Source organism: Bacillus sp. SA1-12, from assembly GCF_000981385.1.
Classification (GTDB): Bacteria; Bacillota; Bacilli; order Bacillales; family Bacillaceae; genus Metabacillus.
This window is the reverse complement of sequence record NZ_LATZ01000136.1, coordinates 15,721-29,907: the sequence shown is the minus strand read 5'-3', so window position 1 is coordinate 29,907 and position 14,187 is coordinate 15,721. Positions and strand designations below refer to the sequence as shown.

The following is a 14,187-nucleotide window of genomic DNA, read 5'->3' as shown; positions in this document are numbered from 1 at the left end:
TCTCATTATTGCTTTCCTTATCAACGCTTCATAGAAAGTAAGTCCTCCACGTTATCAGCTTACAACGTTGAATTATATCTATTATAGAATGAACTTAGGTGCTTCCTGTAAGCCTGTTAGCCGTTCTTATGCCTGTAACACATCATGGACTTTCATAATTGTCATTCTTACTCATCCACTGCTAACCTCACATTAGGTGATATACACATTTCTATGTATTGCCAGTCTAGACCCGTACATTCAGAAGTTCGTCAGCTTAACCTTTTTACTTTAGGTTCTTTTGCATTCTCACCATATTCATTCAACTCAAGCATCATGATTTACACCACCCCCTCGGGTAGGCTTTCGTCAGCCGAACTGTTACGGTAAATTCTCACGCCTTTTCGCCGAGCTTATAACACTATTATTCTTACTAATTCAAGTGCTATTCGACTAAGAGAGAACCCTTCAGGGCGTTACCCCACCATTTGATTCTTCGATATAATCCTTCAGTTCCGGAAGGAACTGTCTAACCTTTACTTGGGTAATGTGACCATTCCCAATTTAAGCTAGAAACATTTCGCACAACAATCTGGACCATAAGTGTAAAAGAACACTGCCCTGCATTCAAGGATAGCGCCTGTTTGTTGAACAAGAAAAAATCCTTTATTGGGACAATAGGATTTTTAACTAAACAAAAAGCTACCCATTAAAAATGAGTAGCAAGTAATCCAAATCATTTGAAAACAACTTGTAGTTTTCCATATACAGTTCCAGAAGAATATCCATCTTTCACATCAACATAAAATTTGCCTATTTTCATGTCTGTGAACAAAGTCTTTCCACCTGCTAAGCTATGATAACCTGTGCACTTTCCTGTACTAGCATTGCAGAGACGAGCCCATATGTTACTGTAATTAGTCAATAGCTTACTTCCTGAAGAGGTCTTTAAATAGATCGGGGAAACGAGTTGTACCTCTAAGTCACTCCCCATATTAGGGTTCCCAATTTCACCATCCCATTTTCCATCTTCTGTTTGAAAAGAATACTGAGGAACACTTGCTTGAGCAGAAGAAATTCCGAATACCATTCCACCTACCAGAGCTAACACAAAGATACTTACGCTAGAAAATAAGCTTTTTATGTTATTTCCTCCTCTACCTTTTTTATCCATTACAACATCAGAATAAACAGTTCATTCAAATAGTTAAAAACGACTATAGCATCTTAGGTAGCGCTGATCATCTTACTCATAAATCGAGTCCTGCCAACAAAAAGCCAGACAACTTACGCAAAGCAAATTTCGAGATATTTGCGTCCTTAATCCCGAATTTCATTTAAAAATCAAACTATTACATCACCTTACGATATTTCCAATAAATTAATTCTCTATCTCTGTTGTCAATTTGGAATCCCAATTTCGTTAATACATTTTTAGAACCGATATTGTCAGGTTCACATCTGGCAATGATACATGTAACTGCCTCTTGACTCGTGGCCCAAGTTATTAATTTTTGGGCAGCTTCAAAACAATAACCTTTGCGGCGGCAGCTTTTATTAGTGGCAAAACCGATTTCAATCATACCATCCTGATCTGGCCCGCCTAAAAAGCCAATACCGCCAACTATTTCTTGGTTGTCCTTCGCCACCATGATCCACGAATCAAATCCTTTCGTACCATTGTTTTTAATCAGAAGCTCCCGAAAGTACGGTAAAGCTTCAAAAAAATCAGGGCCCGGCCACTCGCCATTGGTTTTATATCCCAAGGCTTCTATTGCTTTTGTATCACGCTGGGCTGCGGCCTCTATTAGATTAAGATCAAGAGTTTTTAGCAACAGCCGATTCGTTTCAAGTTTCATATTTCGATCACCTTTCATATTAGATGGTCATCTTTTATAACCTATAGGATTTTAATCGTTAATAATCTTGTTTTAGAAACCATACCAGCACTTTCTAACGTTTGTTTCGAGAGAGTGTTATAATACCAGCATCCACAAATCGGATGTAGATTATGGTTATAACACCAATCCTTTAAGTGATGTATGATCGTTCTGCCTATTCCTTGTTTTCTGTACTGTTCATTTGTAAACATGCCTATACTTGCATATTTATCAAGCAACTTACTTCGTTCTGCAATCCCTATTCCAAGCAGGATAGTTCCTTTGGTAAAGGTGAATATTTCTCTATTTTCTATTCGCTCCTCCAACTTATCAATGAAGTCCTTACATATCTCATTTATCTTTGAACTATCATGGGAAACGGCAGCTCTGAATTCCCCGCCTTTATATAATTTCCCCTTAGGCATTTCCACTTTGTTATCTTGGAAAAAGTAAGCTTGTTTTTCAATCTTATACTCTTGGTCTACTACCAAACTTAAAAAAAGTTCGTCACATGTTGGAACCATCATTGATTGAATGGAATGATTCCTCAAAACATTTTTAAAAAGTTCTTGGGATTCTTTATAAAATGGTAACTTTACATAAAACTGTGTAAGGCACTGATTAGGATGAATGGCATAATACCCTGCAAGTTCAGAGTTGTAACTGATTGTATAAAATACAGAATTGAGAATATGCTCCTCTAGGAAGGAATCAATAGGAGAACTTAATGTACCAACATACTCCTGGATTAAATTTTCAATATCACTATGTTTACATTCTTTAAAAGAAAAACTCATGTTTGAACACCTCATATTTTCTGCTGATCTCATTGGCAATCATGATGTATATCTTCTTATCCTTCCACTACAAATCCTCTAAAAGTTTCTGTGAAAATAGGCAGCTTAGAAAGCTGCCTATTATTATGATCACATAGATCCTATGTCTTAGATAAAACTTCAACTTCCGTATAGATTGACGTTTAGCTTTTCAAACACTTTGTTTATCTCATTAGTCCGTAACCATAAACACTTTTTGTTGTTTGATCAAATCAAGTGTATGGAAAAGTAAGCGCTTATCTCCCCAGCTCCCATGCCCAGGTATAACTGTTTTGACATCTGGATATTTTTCGCTTAGCCTTTTTACGGAGTCATCCCATTGTTCCACATTTGCATCAGAAAGATTTCCTAAATCTGTTGCATTTAATGATTTAATGAAGCATCCGCCAAATAATAAGCTATATTCCGGAAGCCAAACAGTAATGTTATCTTGTGAATGGCCTTCTCCGGAATAAAAAGCTTCAATGACTGTGTCGCCTACTTTTATCACCGGGTCTGCATCGAGTGTAGGATTTGGCGAAGGATATCCATATTCTTTAGCTAGTTTTGCTGTTAAAAGCGTACTGCGTACATCGATCCCCTGCTTCAGTAACGCCCGTATGCCTGAGATGCTGTCATCATGAGCATGAGTAATCAGGGCCAGAACAACTTTTTTCTTCAAATGTTTTTTGAGCATCTTCTCTAACTCTTCTGTTTTTTGATCGTCCCCCCAAGCGGTATCAATCAGGACTAATCCTTTTGAAGTAGATACAACTAACCCATTGTGGTCAGAGGTTATGCCGTTCCATTCATTGTATGAGGTATGGGCCCATACTTTGTCATTCAATTTCGTTAATACAATCGACTTATCATGATTAGTAATCTGAGCGGGTGATAATTTTTTTGATTGAGCATTCGTTTGATCATTAACCGATGTCATCACAACCAATAATATCAGCAACAAACTAAACACAACTTTCCCTATCCGTCCCTTACAAATTTTTTCATCTGAAATCTCACCTTTCTAAATTGGATTTCAATTTTCTAAATCTTACAACTGTAATATTTAGATGTTATAGAATGATATCCTTCTTTACAAGGTGAATTTTATATAAAATACTCAAAAAGTACTCAAAACTAGCATTTTTAGTATTGATAATAGATTGCAATCTTTATCATCAGAAGAGTTTACGCTTTTACATTTAGAAACTGAGCCATTCATCAATGATTTCTGTGGAGCTAGCTAAGCCGGAAATGAAGGTCAAGGGATCCGTTATTTCAATAGGGATTAAAAGCTGCCTCTCTTTAGCATCTTAATTATTCCGTAATTTCCTAAGCAAATGGAAAATCTGCCCCCTATGATGTGATTCATGTTCAATCAGATGGTAAACAACCCACTCAGGGGTGACGTCATAATGTTCGAGTAATCTCGGTTTACGCCAATCTGTTAGGTCCATTGAACGAAAGTGGGAAAGAAATACTTCCCGGACCTTATTAAGACGGTAAAAATGTTCTTCTAGACTTTGGCCCTCAATATGGGTTAAAGAGCCGTCTTCAGTACCTACTTCTAACGGAAACAACGAGCGTATTTCGGGATCCCATACACCGCCAAGGACTTCAATATATAACCAATCTGCCTCTACGAATGCTATGTGATATAACAGCGAGCCAATCGTTTGTCTTTCATCTATTTTTGTGTCGAGTATACTTTGGCTAATTCCAGTTAATTCTGTAATAAGAGTACGTCGAACATCTTCTAAACACCATAACCATCGGCCAATTTCATCTTCAAATTCCGGTAATGGCGATACCAGTAAAGTTCTTTTCTCCAACGAGATCGTCCTCCTTTTCTAATGCACTTGCATTCTATTAAAAATAGATGTTTCCTTCTTTTAAATAAAATAAACCCACCTCATATCTTCATTTTAATACCATACATAATAAAAAACTGGCGTGCAATTAGATACACGCCTGCCGTGAATGTCATTTTTCACTGTTTTTCAACTTAAACAACGATTGTTTTTTCTCCTATACCAACGGGCAATAGCTTCGTCCCCACTTAAAAGCGCATTTACTTTCCAAACATTTCTTACAGATTGTGATTTAAGTTCAGGCATTTGCTTGTTGACAGCACCTATAATGGTTAATAAACGTACCCATAAAGAACAAAGACCACTCAGTTAAGGGATTACTTTCTCTCCATCAACGCAAAATAATTCTCTTCATCATCAGCAAGGTTAAATACTTGTCGAAGCCATATCAACAAGTTCCCCGACTGTCACTTGTTTATTTGATAGGTCGTTATGTAGTGTATCGAGATCTGTAGTGAAGAACATTAAAGAAGGTGTACCAAGATTTAGTTCAGGCTCCATTTTGGCGATTGCCTCCTTAATATGGAGAATAATTACTTGTTTCCGCATCCTTAGTTGGAGCAATTTCAATCCATCGCATTCCTTGCCTTTTTCTTCAGTGATTACAGTAAAGCCTACTTTTTCTGTCCAAAATATAACGGCCTCATTTTGGTTATTTACGTTGAGCATATTTGTCCTACATTGTTTTTCAAGGATCTCCATCCCGCTTTATTATGCGCTTACATTCTAACAAAGAATCTCATATATATGTTAGCTTAAGAATCAATCATCCTATTCTAAATGACTTTGATCCATGTACATAAACTCCCAAAGATGACCATCAAGATCCTCAAAACCCCATCCATACATAAATCCATGATCCTTCGGTTCGTATGAAGCCTTGCCACCTGCTTCTAAAGCTCGATTTACAATCTCATCCACTTGCTCTCTGCTATTAGCTGATAAGGCAACGATCGCTTCCGTACTTTTTGTTGAATCGGCTATTTCTTTAGAAGTAAACGACTTAAAATGCTCTTCAACTAATAACATCGCAAAAATATCATCACTGATCACCATACATGCTGCTGATTCATTCGTAAACTGAGGATTAAATTCAAACCCCACTTTTGAGAAAAATTCCTTTGTTTTTGTTAAGTCCTTAACCGGTAAGTTAACAAATATTTTTTCCGCCTGTAATCCCATTATATTCAACCCCTATATGATTTTTAATAACTTTATAAATGGTAAGTTATTTGAATTCAGCATAATGTATTACTTACCACTTGTAAAGTTGAATTTTACTGACTGTTCAGTTCAACTTGACTTAAGTGCTCTAAAAAAATACCATTAACATAGAGTAGTTATGTTGAAAGGTGATAAAAATGGGTGAAATTCGCAACGCAGAACGGACTCGTAAATCGATCCTGAAAGCAGCAAGAGAAGAATTTTTTGAGAAGGGATACACAGGTGCAAGAATTGAATCGATTGCTAAGCGTGCCGGTGTTAATAAACAATTGATCTATCATTATTTCAAAGGAAAAGAACAATTAATCAATGAAACGATCGAGGATTTTATCTCCTCTTTGCCATCCGGTAATCTTGTTTTACCAGCTAATCCGGTGGAAATAGCAGAATTCCGCTACCATGTAAACCAAGAATACCTTTTAGAGTTTCTGAAGTTCACCGCCTGGGAGGCTGTTGAAAACAGACCAAATAACTTAAAAGGAGAACAACAGCGCGAGAAGATCCTCCATTCCTATAATGCGGATATGAAAGCGAAACAGGAAATGGGCTTGGTTCCAAAGGAGCTTGATCCGGCCTTCATTACGTTGATGATGTCCAGTTTAACGATCTATCCGCTTCTATATCCTGATGTTACTAGGATGATAACGGGGCACGATCCGAATGAAGAAGCATTCAAAGAGAAATGGACGCACTTTCTTCGCCAGATCAGTGAACGAATTTTCAAGAGGGAATAAGGAAGATGTCTGCACCTATTAAGGCTAATTAAACAAAAATCCTTCTAAACATCCCTGGGAACAGTGATGTTTAGAAGGATTTTTTATGTGCCAATCTTAAAATTATACTGCCCTCTTTGCTTCTTGATTGACTTCCAAATTTCCCGATCTTTTTAATTTATTCCACCCTACACGTGTACCTTTCAGGGCGGCAAAAAGTGATTTCCATGAAACCCACAATAACAGGTACCGGTAAAAAATTCTTTGCAAGAATAAAAGACTTAACGGTTTTAGACTTAACTTCTCCAACCTAAACGCGTATAAACAAATGAAAAAATCAATTAAAAAGTAACAGCCGTAAAACAAAAATGATTCTTTTAGATTGCCGGTTAAAATTCCCAAAACAAATAATACATCTAAAAATGGGGCAAACAAAGGAAAAACAAATTGGAACAGTAACATATTAGGGAGCGCAATAAACCCTAATGCTTTATTGTTGGTTCCACCAAAGGCTTTTTTATGCTTCCAAAAACATTGGAGAGTTCCGAAGTTCCATCTGTAACGTTGTTTAAGAAAATCTCTGCTGTTTTCTGGTGCTTCAGTATAAGCATACGCCTTTTCATCAATCGTAATTTTATAACCTTTGCGCAGAATTCTTAACGACATATCTGTATCTTCTGCTAGGGTGTCAGCTGTGAAATAGCCAACTTCTTCAAACACTTGTTTGCGCCAAGCACCGATTGCACCTGGAACAACCGTAACACAATTTAGCAGAGCAAAAGCGCGCTTTTCTAAATTAAAACTTGTTACATATTCAACATGCTGCCAAATGGTTAATAAATTTCTCATATTCCCCACTTTAATATTTCCGGATACGGCAGCAACCTTGGAATCTATGAAATGACGGACAAGCAGCGAAATAGCGTCGGGTGAAATAATGGTATCAGCATCTATGGCTACGATAATGTCACCATTCGCCTTTTTAATTCCTGTATTAATTGCTGAGGCCTTCCCTCCGTTTTTCTTATGAATGAGATGGATATTTTCGCAGTTAGAAAAATTATCTCTTATTATAACCGAGGTTCGATCAAATGAACCATCATCCACCACAATGACCTCAAGATCCCTGTAATGGCTCTTTAAAACCGACTCTATCGTCCTTCTAATAACCTTCTCTTCATTGTAAGCAGCAATCACAACACTGACAGATGGTTGAAACGAGTCTCCGGCACTTAAAGGAGGAGTCCTTCTTTTATGTTTAAATGCTAAATATAGAAGGATTGACAAACGTAAAGTGAAAATAAATAATGCACCATAAAATAAAACAAAAATAATATTGTTAAAAGTGGCTACGCTGATTAAAAATACTTTTATGCTTTGTATCAATGGGTTTTCTACCTGTGTATCAGCAGGCATAATAGTATTTTTGCTTTTATCCATCAATTCACCAACGGTTACAAATGTATAACCCTGGCTTTTTAATTTTTCAATAATGACAGGCAGTGCTTCAACCGTGGCTGTTCTATCTCCCCCGCCATCATGAAGTAAAATGATATCACCGTCAGATGCTTGTTTTATCACATTATCAGCGATTTCTTTGCTGTTGTTCGTATTCCAATCTCTGGAATCGATGTCATAATTTACGGTGATATAACCCATTTGCGTAAGATCTATTAACCTTTGAAACTTGGTTTTAACATAGTCATCCATGTTATCCCCATCATGTGTATTTAGATAATTTCCAAATGGCGGACGGTACAATATAGGCGATCTCCCTGTAATGCCTTGAATAATGCGCTCGGTAGTATTCAATTCAAATTTTAATTGAGGTTCAGATACTTCATCGATATTTGCATGTGAGAACGAGTGATTTCCAATTTCATGGCCCTCTTTATATATTTGCGTAACCATATCTTGATGAAGCATTGCTTGCTTACCAATTGTAAAGAATGTCGCCTTAATTTCATACTTGTTCAGAATGTCCAATATATCTTTTGTATATTCGGGGTCTGGCCCGTCATCAAACGTTAACACAATCTCTTTTTTCTTTGGCTTACTTAGACGTTCAATTTCCGATGCTTTTGGAACAGAAAGATATGATTCGCTTGAAATAAAACCAGAATCATCAAATTCCAGACTGCGTTTCCCTTCTTGCTGATCGGTTAACGAGCGGAAGATACTCCCTTCTCCATAACTGTAGGTAATACCTCCATTTTTGACTGTAAGCAGCTCGCTGGTTTTATGTCCTCTCACTACATCCCAAACAGATGGATCCTCAGTGCCTAATCTCCATAATGCTACACCTTTAGCTCCGTTTGATACAGCCATTTTCCATTGGTTGTAGAAGGTAGCACTATCTAAAAACCATAATTCATGTGATTTATTATGATCCTTATATCGTATATAAGGATTTTTACTCATATCATCCCATTGTATCTTCAGGTTGGCTTTGTCTGCCATTCTCATAACTTCTTCAAAGGATACTGCTTTTCCGCCTTGCTGCTTTTCCCAATCCCAATCGTATCCGTAATTCCCCAGACTAGCGATAAGCTTGTCCTTTGGTATGCTTGAAAGAGCATCTTCAAACCATGATGACGAAGCTACAGGACCTGGATTGATGTAATTCTCATCATATAACATTAACATCATACGATCACAATACTTTTCAAGATTAACATAATCAAATGCCGGATTTTCGGGCGGTACATCAATAGTTACCATAAGTCCATCCGCATGAAAAGTGCTATAAAGCTTCTTCATGAAGTTTGTCAGCTTGTCACGATCATTCTTATGAATGTTTTCAAAGTCTATGTTTATTCCATCAAATCCATGCTGCTTAATCTGCTGATGAAGATTTTTTATTAGCTTATTCTGTGCTTCAGGGGAACTTAGTAAATTATGGATGATATCTTGATCCCATTTCCCATCCACTTCATTGTTTATTAAAGGAAGTACTTTTATATCATTCTTCTTTGCTAAATCCGCTACATCCTTTTGAATATCGCTTTTTAACTCCAATTTTGAATTCAAATCAAACCATTGCGGGATCAGAACATCTATTTCATCAATATTACTTCTTAATGAACGTTCACTATTTACATCCCAATTCACATAGAAAGCATAAAAATCTTGATTGTTGTTTACCGTATTTTGCAGAAATTTCCCATTAGGAGAACTAGGTGTAGAGGCTTCTACATTTCTTATTTCTGATTGACTGATCGTTGAATATTCATTAATCTCCTTTGATTTCCACTTTGGTAAGATGGGATTAAAGTAAACACTTAAACCCAATAAAAAAGTTAGTAAGAGGCAAAAAATAACCGATATGGAGAAAATACCGAGTAAAATACCCCATCTTTTATTTGAATCTTTTTCAAAAACAAAATGGATAGAATTCCCTTCAGGATCCCTACTGATTTTTTTATTCATCCTGTTATACATCTAATCACCTGCTTTATACCTTTTTTAAGAAGACTTATGAATGAAAAGCAAGGAATTCTATTGATCTAATATAAAAAATAAGAATAACCCTATTGATTCATACAATCTATCTTTTATGAGAATCATGGTTTTCTTAGCCGCTTTTCAAACTGCTTCTATAGTCTAACTAAATAGAGAAATGCCTTTTTTGTTCACTTTTTCACAAAAAATGCTGTTTCTATAACCCCCATTTAGCTACATTTCACCTACCATCCAAAGGCAATAAAAGCTCTATCACATTTCATTTACTAAAAACCCATTTAAGAATATCAAAAGGATTTTGCTCAGTATATATGCCAATTTAACGAATCTTATAGGATTACATTTCCTCATAGCTTCCTTTGTATACATGATTTATTAGTAGGGGTCATAGCATATTTTTACTAAATTAACTAGTAACTTTTACATGTATTTGTTTATAAACCTTCCATACTTATGACTTTAGTTAGAAATTCACTCTCGAAAACTATGGAGTTTCCGATCAGTTGAACAACGAAAAACGATACATGATAAAACTAAAGAAATGAATGGAGGAATCATATAATTAGAGAGAAATGGTACAAAAGGAGAAGATAATTTCATAAATTTCCCTTTCTTCTACCTCTATCATTTTTTTTAATAGAAAAGGACCATTTTTCAATCAAATTTATAAAGATTACTAAACTCTTCAATTTTTTCTGTTAAAATGATGATGTTTTTAACTGAGCACTTTACTCTTCACATAACAGACTGTAAAGGAGATTGAAATATGGAAGGAAATACGAAACGCAAAAAGAACAAACGAACCTTTAAGATGATCACTAGCATTATTTTATTTCTGATAATTGGTGTCAGTGTATACGGGTATTCGGTTTACAGTTCTGTTGAAAATACATTACAACAGACACATAAACCATTAAAGTCCGATGCATCCAAAAACAGCGACGAAAAAGTAAATTTCAGTAAGCAGGACCCGATCTCCATTTTACTTATGGGGGTTGATGAACGTGAGAATGACCGCGGCCGTTCTGATTCGCTTATTTTATTAACTGTGAATCCAAAGGATCAATCAACGAAAATGATCAGCATCCCTCGTGATACAAGGACCGAGATTTCAGGCCAAGGAAAAGTGGATAAAATTAACCATGCTTATTCATACGGCGGCTTAGATGCAACAGTTGAAACAGTTGAAGATTTCTTAGACATACCTGTCGATTTTTATATAGAAGTCAATATGAAAAGCTTTAAAGATATTGTTGATGCAGTAGGGGGAGTAAAGGTCAATAATACACTTGATTTTGAATATGAAGGAGTACACTTTCCGAAAGGACAAATAGAATTAAATGGTACAGATGCAGTAAAGTATTCCCGTATGCGATATGCTGACCCGCGCGGTGATTTCGGCCGTCAAGACAGACAAGCTCAGATTATGAAAGCCGTTATTGATAAAGGTGCAAGCTTTAATTCTCTAAAAAATTATAGTGACATATTAGAGGTAATTGCTAAAAATGTTAGAACAAACTTAACATTCAGTAATATGATCGATATTCAGGCTAACTATAAAGAAGCCCGACATGAATTACAACAGGTGCAAATAAAAGGGGAAGGAACAGAAATCAAGGGCGTCTATTACTATATCGTACCTCAATCTGAGCGTACAAAACTATCTGCCATGTTGAAACAGCATTTAAATATTAACTAATTTAGGTAGGGGGAACGATTTTTTACGATCCCCCTATCATTTAAAACCTTTTCACTGCACCATTACCACCTTCTCCCCTTTAATCCTCTTATAAACATTTACCTCAAAATAACTCGTCGCAACCATTTTATGTTTTTGCTTCACATCAATGTCCATCGTAAAGGAATCCTTTCCAGGTTCGTTTTCCGGATCGTAGTAATAATACTGATCTAAATATGGTGAGTACGTTTGGATATCAATCGAACCTGTTTCTTCGTCAATTTGAAGAAGACGGATATAGCCGTTTCCGCCATTTGGTGCTTTTTGATAGTCAGCAAGTATTTGATATACCTTACGATCTGTAATGCCATCTAAATTATCATCTAATTCATCAATTAGCAGCTCGCTGTTATAATAATGACCGCAAAGCACGGCTGCCACATTTTTATGCGGCACCACAATCTGCTCAAAGATGTCGTCCCCTTGATGAGACCGCTTACCGTCTTTATGCAAATATTCATGAAAGGCCAGGATGGCTGTACGATCAGAGTACCTCTTTAACACCTTGCTCATCCATTTGATCTCTCTCTCTTTTACAGCTCCTCCCATATAAAGAAAGATATAATCCTTTCCTTTGACAGATATTAAATCATAATGGCCTAGATTGTTTTGATAGGAGCCGCCATAATACGGTTTTTTACGGAACCGATTCTCACCAAAATATTTTTTATACTGGTTAAAGTTATCCCCCTTATCATGATTTCCTGGAAGTACACCATAAGGGACTTTTGCAACATCTAATGTATTCATGTAACTATTTGCCCGTTTCCATTGCTGATTAGCACGACCTTTATTCACAATGTCACCCGTATGAAGCACATACTTGATGTTCATGACATCTTTATTTTGTGAGATCCATTCAGTGATCGACTTGAACACAGCGGGATGATCTTGAGCATAATACTGTGTATCTGACATCCAAACAAATGAGTAGTCGAAGCTCTTTGATTGGGAAGCGATTTGATCCTGAACAATGACGCTGATCTTGTGATCTTTAACATAATCTCCGGCAGACACTGTGCCATTTAAGGTGAACTGACTATTTTCGGCTATTTTTTGGTCAAGCTCCACCCATTCTTCTGTTGTGACATTCCAGCCAAACATCGTTACCTGTCTTCCTTGTAACGACCTTCCTTTCCAATGAACGGTAACATGGTCTGATGGTTTCACATCTTTATGAACCTCAATATCAAAGCGGTGATAAGGAAAATTACTGACTGAATATGTTTCATTTCCACTGCTGTTTTGTTCATTGAGTGACTGATATTTTTCTGTTGAAAATTCTTTTTCACCTAAGGGGTCATAAGCCGTTGGCGGCTCTGTACTTGCCGCATTCTCGCTTACAATCATTTGATTCGTTTCGGCAGAAGAGTATTGATGAGCATGGTAAAAGCTTTCTGATGCGGCAATCTTTGATTCGGCATGACTCAGTGTATTGCTTTTAACCAGCTGTGTAGGGAGCATTAAAGAAATAAAAACCGTAATACATATGACAACAAAAAGTTGGTTACCTTTATACATGCTTCTCACCCAATGGTAGTATGTGCATATTTTAGTGGTTTTACCATTAAAATCTTGAAATGAAGGATTGGGAAAAAGTGGTGTAAAAGGACAGCAAAATAAAAAGCAGAGGTACTCTGCTTTTACCGTTTATCCCATCTTTTACGGGCTGTAACACCCGTCTAAAGGTGCTTAGAAGATATGCGCGGATCGGGCCCGTATAGATCCGATAAGTCTCGCTTACCATCCGCGGGATAAATACACCCCACGGATGGAAGTCTCGCTTTATCCCATCTTTACGGGCAGTAAACCTACACTCTAGGATTTAAGTGATATAAGAAGATACGCAGGGGCAACTGACCGTATAGATCCGATAAGTCTCGCTTATCATCCGCGGGATAAGTACACCCCACGGATGGAAGTCTCGCTTTATTTATCCTTTACGGTCAATAATCCTGCTCTATGATCCCTTTTTGAATCATAAGATGGAAGAGGGCCATTACGATGGCGGCAAGGACTGCTGTACCAAACCCATCAATGTTAAACGCATCTCCCATCAGGCCTTCTGTGATCATTAACGTCACCGCATTGATAACAAAAAGAAATAACCCCAATGTCACAAACGTTACAGGAAGTGTGAGCAAAATGAGAAATGGCTTGATGAAAACATTTAAAAGAGAAAGGATAAAGCTTGCACCTAAAGCAGCTCCGATTCCACTTAGATAAAAGGAGTCAAAGTAGCCTGATACAACAAGTAAAATTAAGGCATTTACAAGAATGCTGATCATCCATCTTATCATACTACTTAACATCCGACTCTTCAGGAACTAAGAAGATCCAGGCAAGATAGATAATTCCTAATGGAAAAAAGCCAGTTGGTATTAATAAGATGACAAACAAAATTCTTAAGATGGAGGCATCAATGCCTAAATAATCGGATAAACCTCCAAGGACGCCAGATAGTTTTCGGTCTGAACGAGACCGATATAATTTTTTCATTGCCTT

13 protein-coding genes are annotated in these 14,187 nt (G+C 36.8%); 2 read left to right on the top strand and 11 right to left on the bottom strand.

Annotated features, from left to right (window positions below):
* Nucleotides 1-715: 715 nt before the first annotated feature.
* The 7 genes from WQ54_RS31320 to WQ54_RS31290 all read right to left on the bottom strand — a co-directional run bounded on the left by WQ54_RS31320 (nucleotide 716) and on the right by WQ54_RS31290 (nucleotide 5,727).
* Entirely contained in the window at nucleotides 716-1,153 is a 438-nt protein-coding gene (locus tag WQ54_RS31320) for a hypothetical protein (protein WP_231597727.1), read from the bottom strand.
* Nucleotides 1,154-1,331: 178 nt separating this feature from the next.
* Nucleotides 1,332-1,838, bottom strand: a complete 507-nt coding sequence (locus tag WQ54_RS31315) for a GNAT family N-acetyltransferase (RefSeq protein ID WP_156178290.1) — start codon at nucleotides 1,836-1,838, stop codon at nucleotides 1,332-1,334.
* A 41-nt stretch (nucleotides 1,839-1,879) separates the two neighbouring features.
* Complete coding sequence (locus WQ54_RS31310; RefSeq protein ID WP_046590831.1) at nucleotides 1,880-2,656, bottom strand: GNAT family N-acetyltransferase; 777 nt, start codon at nucleotides 2,654-2,656, stop codon at nucleotides 1,880-1,882.
* Between the two features lie 211 nt (nucleotides 2,657-2,867).
* Nucleotides 2,868-3,647, bottom strand: a complete 780-nt coding sequence (bla, locus tag WQ54_RS31305; protein ID WP_231597725.1) for a subclass B1 metallo-beta-lactamase — start codon at nucleotides 3,645-3,647, stop codon at nucleotides 2,868-2,870.
* A gap of 340 nt (nucleotides 3,648-3,987) precedes the next feature.
* Nucleotides 3,988-4,506, bottom strand: a complete 519-nt coding sequence (locus WQ54_RS31300) for a DinB family protein (RefSeq protein ID WP_046590830.1) — start codon at nucleotides 4,504-4,506, stop codon at nucleotides 3,988-3,990.
* A gap of 405 nt (nucleotides 4,507-4,911) precedes the next feature.
* Complete coding sequence (locus tag WQ54_RS31295) at nucleotides 4,912-5,214, bottom strand: VOC family protein (RefSeq protein ID WP_331435298.1); 303 nt, start codon at nucleotides 5,212-5,214, stop codon at nucleotides 4,912-4,914.
* A gap of 102 nt (nucleotides 5,215-5,316) precedes the next feature.
* A complete protein-coding gene (locus WQ54_RS31290; protein WP_046590828.1) occupies nucleotides 5,317-5,727 on the bottom strand; it encodes a VOC family protein in 411 nt (136 codons plus the stop codon).
* Between the two features lie 179 nt (nucleotides 5,728-5,906).
* Here WQ54_RS31290 and WQ54_RS31285 point away from each other — a divergent pair, with 179 nt between their 5' ends.
* Complete coding sequence (locus WQ54_RS31285; protein ID WP_046590826.1) at nucleotides 5,907-6,503, top strand: TetR/AcrR family transcriptional regulator; 597 nt, start codon at nucleotides 5,907-5,909, stop codon at nucleotides 6,501-6,503.
* A gap of 102 nt (nucleotides 6,504-6,605) precedes the next feature.
* Here the strand turns inward: WQ54_RS31285 and WQ54_RS31280 are convergent, their stop codons facing one another.
* Nucleotides 6,606-9,923: a glycosyltransferase gene (locus WQ54_RS31280; protein ID WP_052738063.1), complete on the bottom strand. Its 3,318-nt coding sequence runs from the start codon at nucleotides 9,921-9,923 to the stop codon at nucleotides 6,606-6,608.
* Nucleotides 9,924-10,710: 787 nt separating this feature from the next.
* Here WQ54_RS31280 and WQ54_RS31275 point away from each other — a divergent pair.
* The gene (locus WQ54_RS31275) at nucleotides 10,711-11,643 is read left to right on the top strand and encodes a LytR family transcriptional regulator (protein WP_046590824.1); all 933 of its coding nucleotides are present in this window, start codon (nucleotides 10,711-10,713) and stop codon (nucleotides 11,641-11,643) included.
* Between the two features lie 51 nt (nucleotides 11,644-11,694).
* On the opposite strand, the gene WQ54_RS31270 is transcribed toward WQ54_RS31275, so the two are convergent.
* From WQ54_RS31270 to WQ54_RS31260, 3 genes are all read right to left on the bottom strand, one after another.
* Nucleotides 11,695-13,203 carry a metallophosphoesterase gene (locus WQ54_RS31270; protein ID WP_052738062.1) on the bottom strand — a complete coding sequence of 503 codons (1,509 nt, stop codon included), beginning with the start codon at nucleotides 13,201-13,203 and terminating at the stop codon, nucleotides 11,695-11,697.
* A gap of 425 nt (nucleotides 13,204-13,628) precedes the next feature.
* Nucleotides 13,629-13,982, bottom strand: a complete 354-nt coding sequence (locus tag WQ54_RS31265; RefSeq protein ID WP_046590822.1) for a phage holin family protein — start codon at nucleotides 13,980-13,982, stop codon at nucleotides 13,629-13,631.
* Between the two features lies 1 nt (nucleotide 13,983).
* Nucleotides 13,984-14,181 (bottom strand): PspC domain-containing protein, encoded by a 198-nt coding sequence (locus tag WQ54_RS31260; RefSeq protein WP_046590820.1) that lies wholly within the window; start codon nucleotides 14,179-14,181, stop codon nucleotides 13,984-13,986.
* Between the last annotated feature and the right edge of the window lie 6 nt (nucleotides 14,182-14,187).

Excerpts from the sequence above, each read along its gene's own strand:
- WQ54_RS31260 (WP_046590820.1), bottom strand. The coding sequence starts at position 14,181 with ATGAAAAAATTATATCGGTCTCGTTCAGACCGAAAACTATCTGGCGTC.
- WQ54_RS31310 (WP_046590831.1), bottom strand. The coding sequence starts at position 2,656 with ATGAGTTTTTCTTTTAAAGAATGTAAACATAGTGATATTGAAAATTTA.
- WQ54_RS31270 (WP_052738062.1), bottom strand. The coding sequence starts at position 13,203 with ATGTATAAAGGTAACCAACTTTTTGTTGTCATATGTATTACGGTTTTT.
- WQ54_RS31265 (WP_046590822.1), bottom strand. The coding sequence starts at position 13,982 with ATGATAAGATGGATGATCAGCATTCTTGTAAATGCCTTAATTTTACTT.
- WQ54_RS31295 (WP_331435298.1), bottom strand. The coding sequence starts at position 5,214 with ATGCTCAACGTAAATAACCAAAATGAGGCCGTTATATTTTGGACAGAA.
- WQ54_RS31285 (WP_046590826.1), top strand. The coding sequence starts at position 5,907 with ATGGGTGAAATTCGCAACGCAGAACGGACTCGTAAATCGATCCTGAAA.
- WQ54_RS31320 (WP_231597727.1), bottom strand. The coding sequence starts at position 1,153 with ATGGATAAAAAAGGTAGAGGAGGAAATAACATAAAAAGCTTATTTTCT.
- WQ54_RS31275 (WP_046590824.1), top strand. The coding sequence starts at position 10,711 with ATGGAAGGAAATACGAAACGCAAAAAGAACAAACGAACCTTTAAGATG.
- WQ54_RS31315 (WP_156178290.1), bottom strand. The coding sequence starts at position 1,838 with ATGAAACTTGAAACGAATCGGCTGTTGCTAAAAACTCTTGATCTTAAT.
- WQ54_RS31280 (WP_052738063.1), bottom strand. The coding sequence starts at position 9,923 with ATGTATAACAGGATGAATAAAAAAATCAGTAGGGATCCTGAAGGGAAT.
- WQ54_RS31290 (WP_046590828.1), bottom strand. The coding sequence starts at position 5,727 with ATGGGATTACAGGCGGAAAAAATATTTGTTAACTTACCGGTTAAGGAC.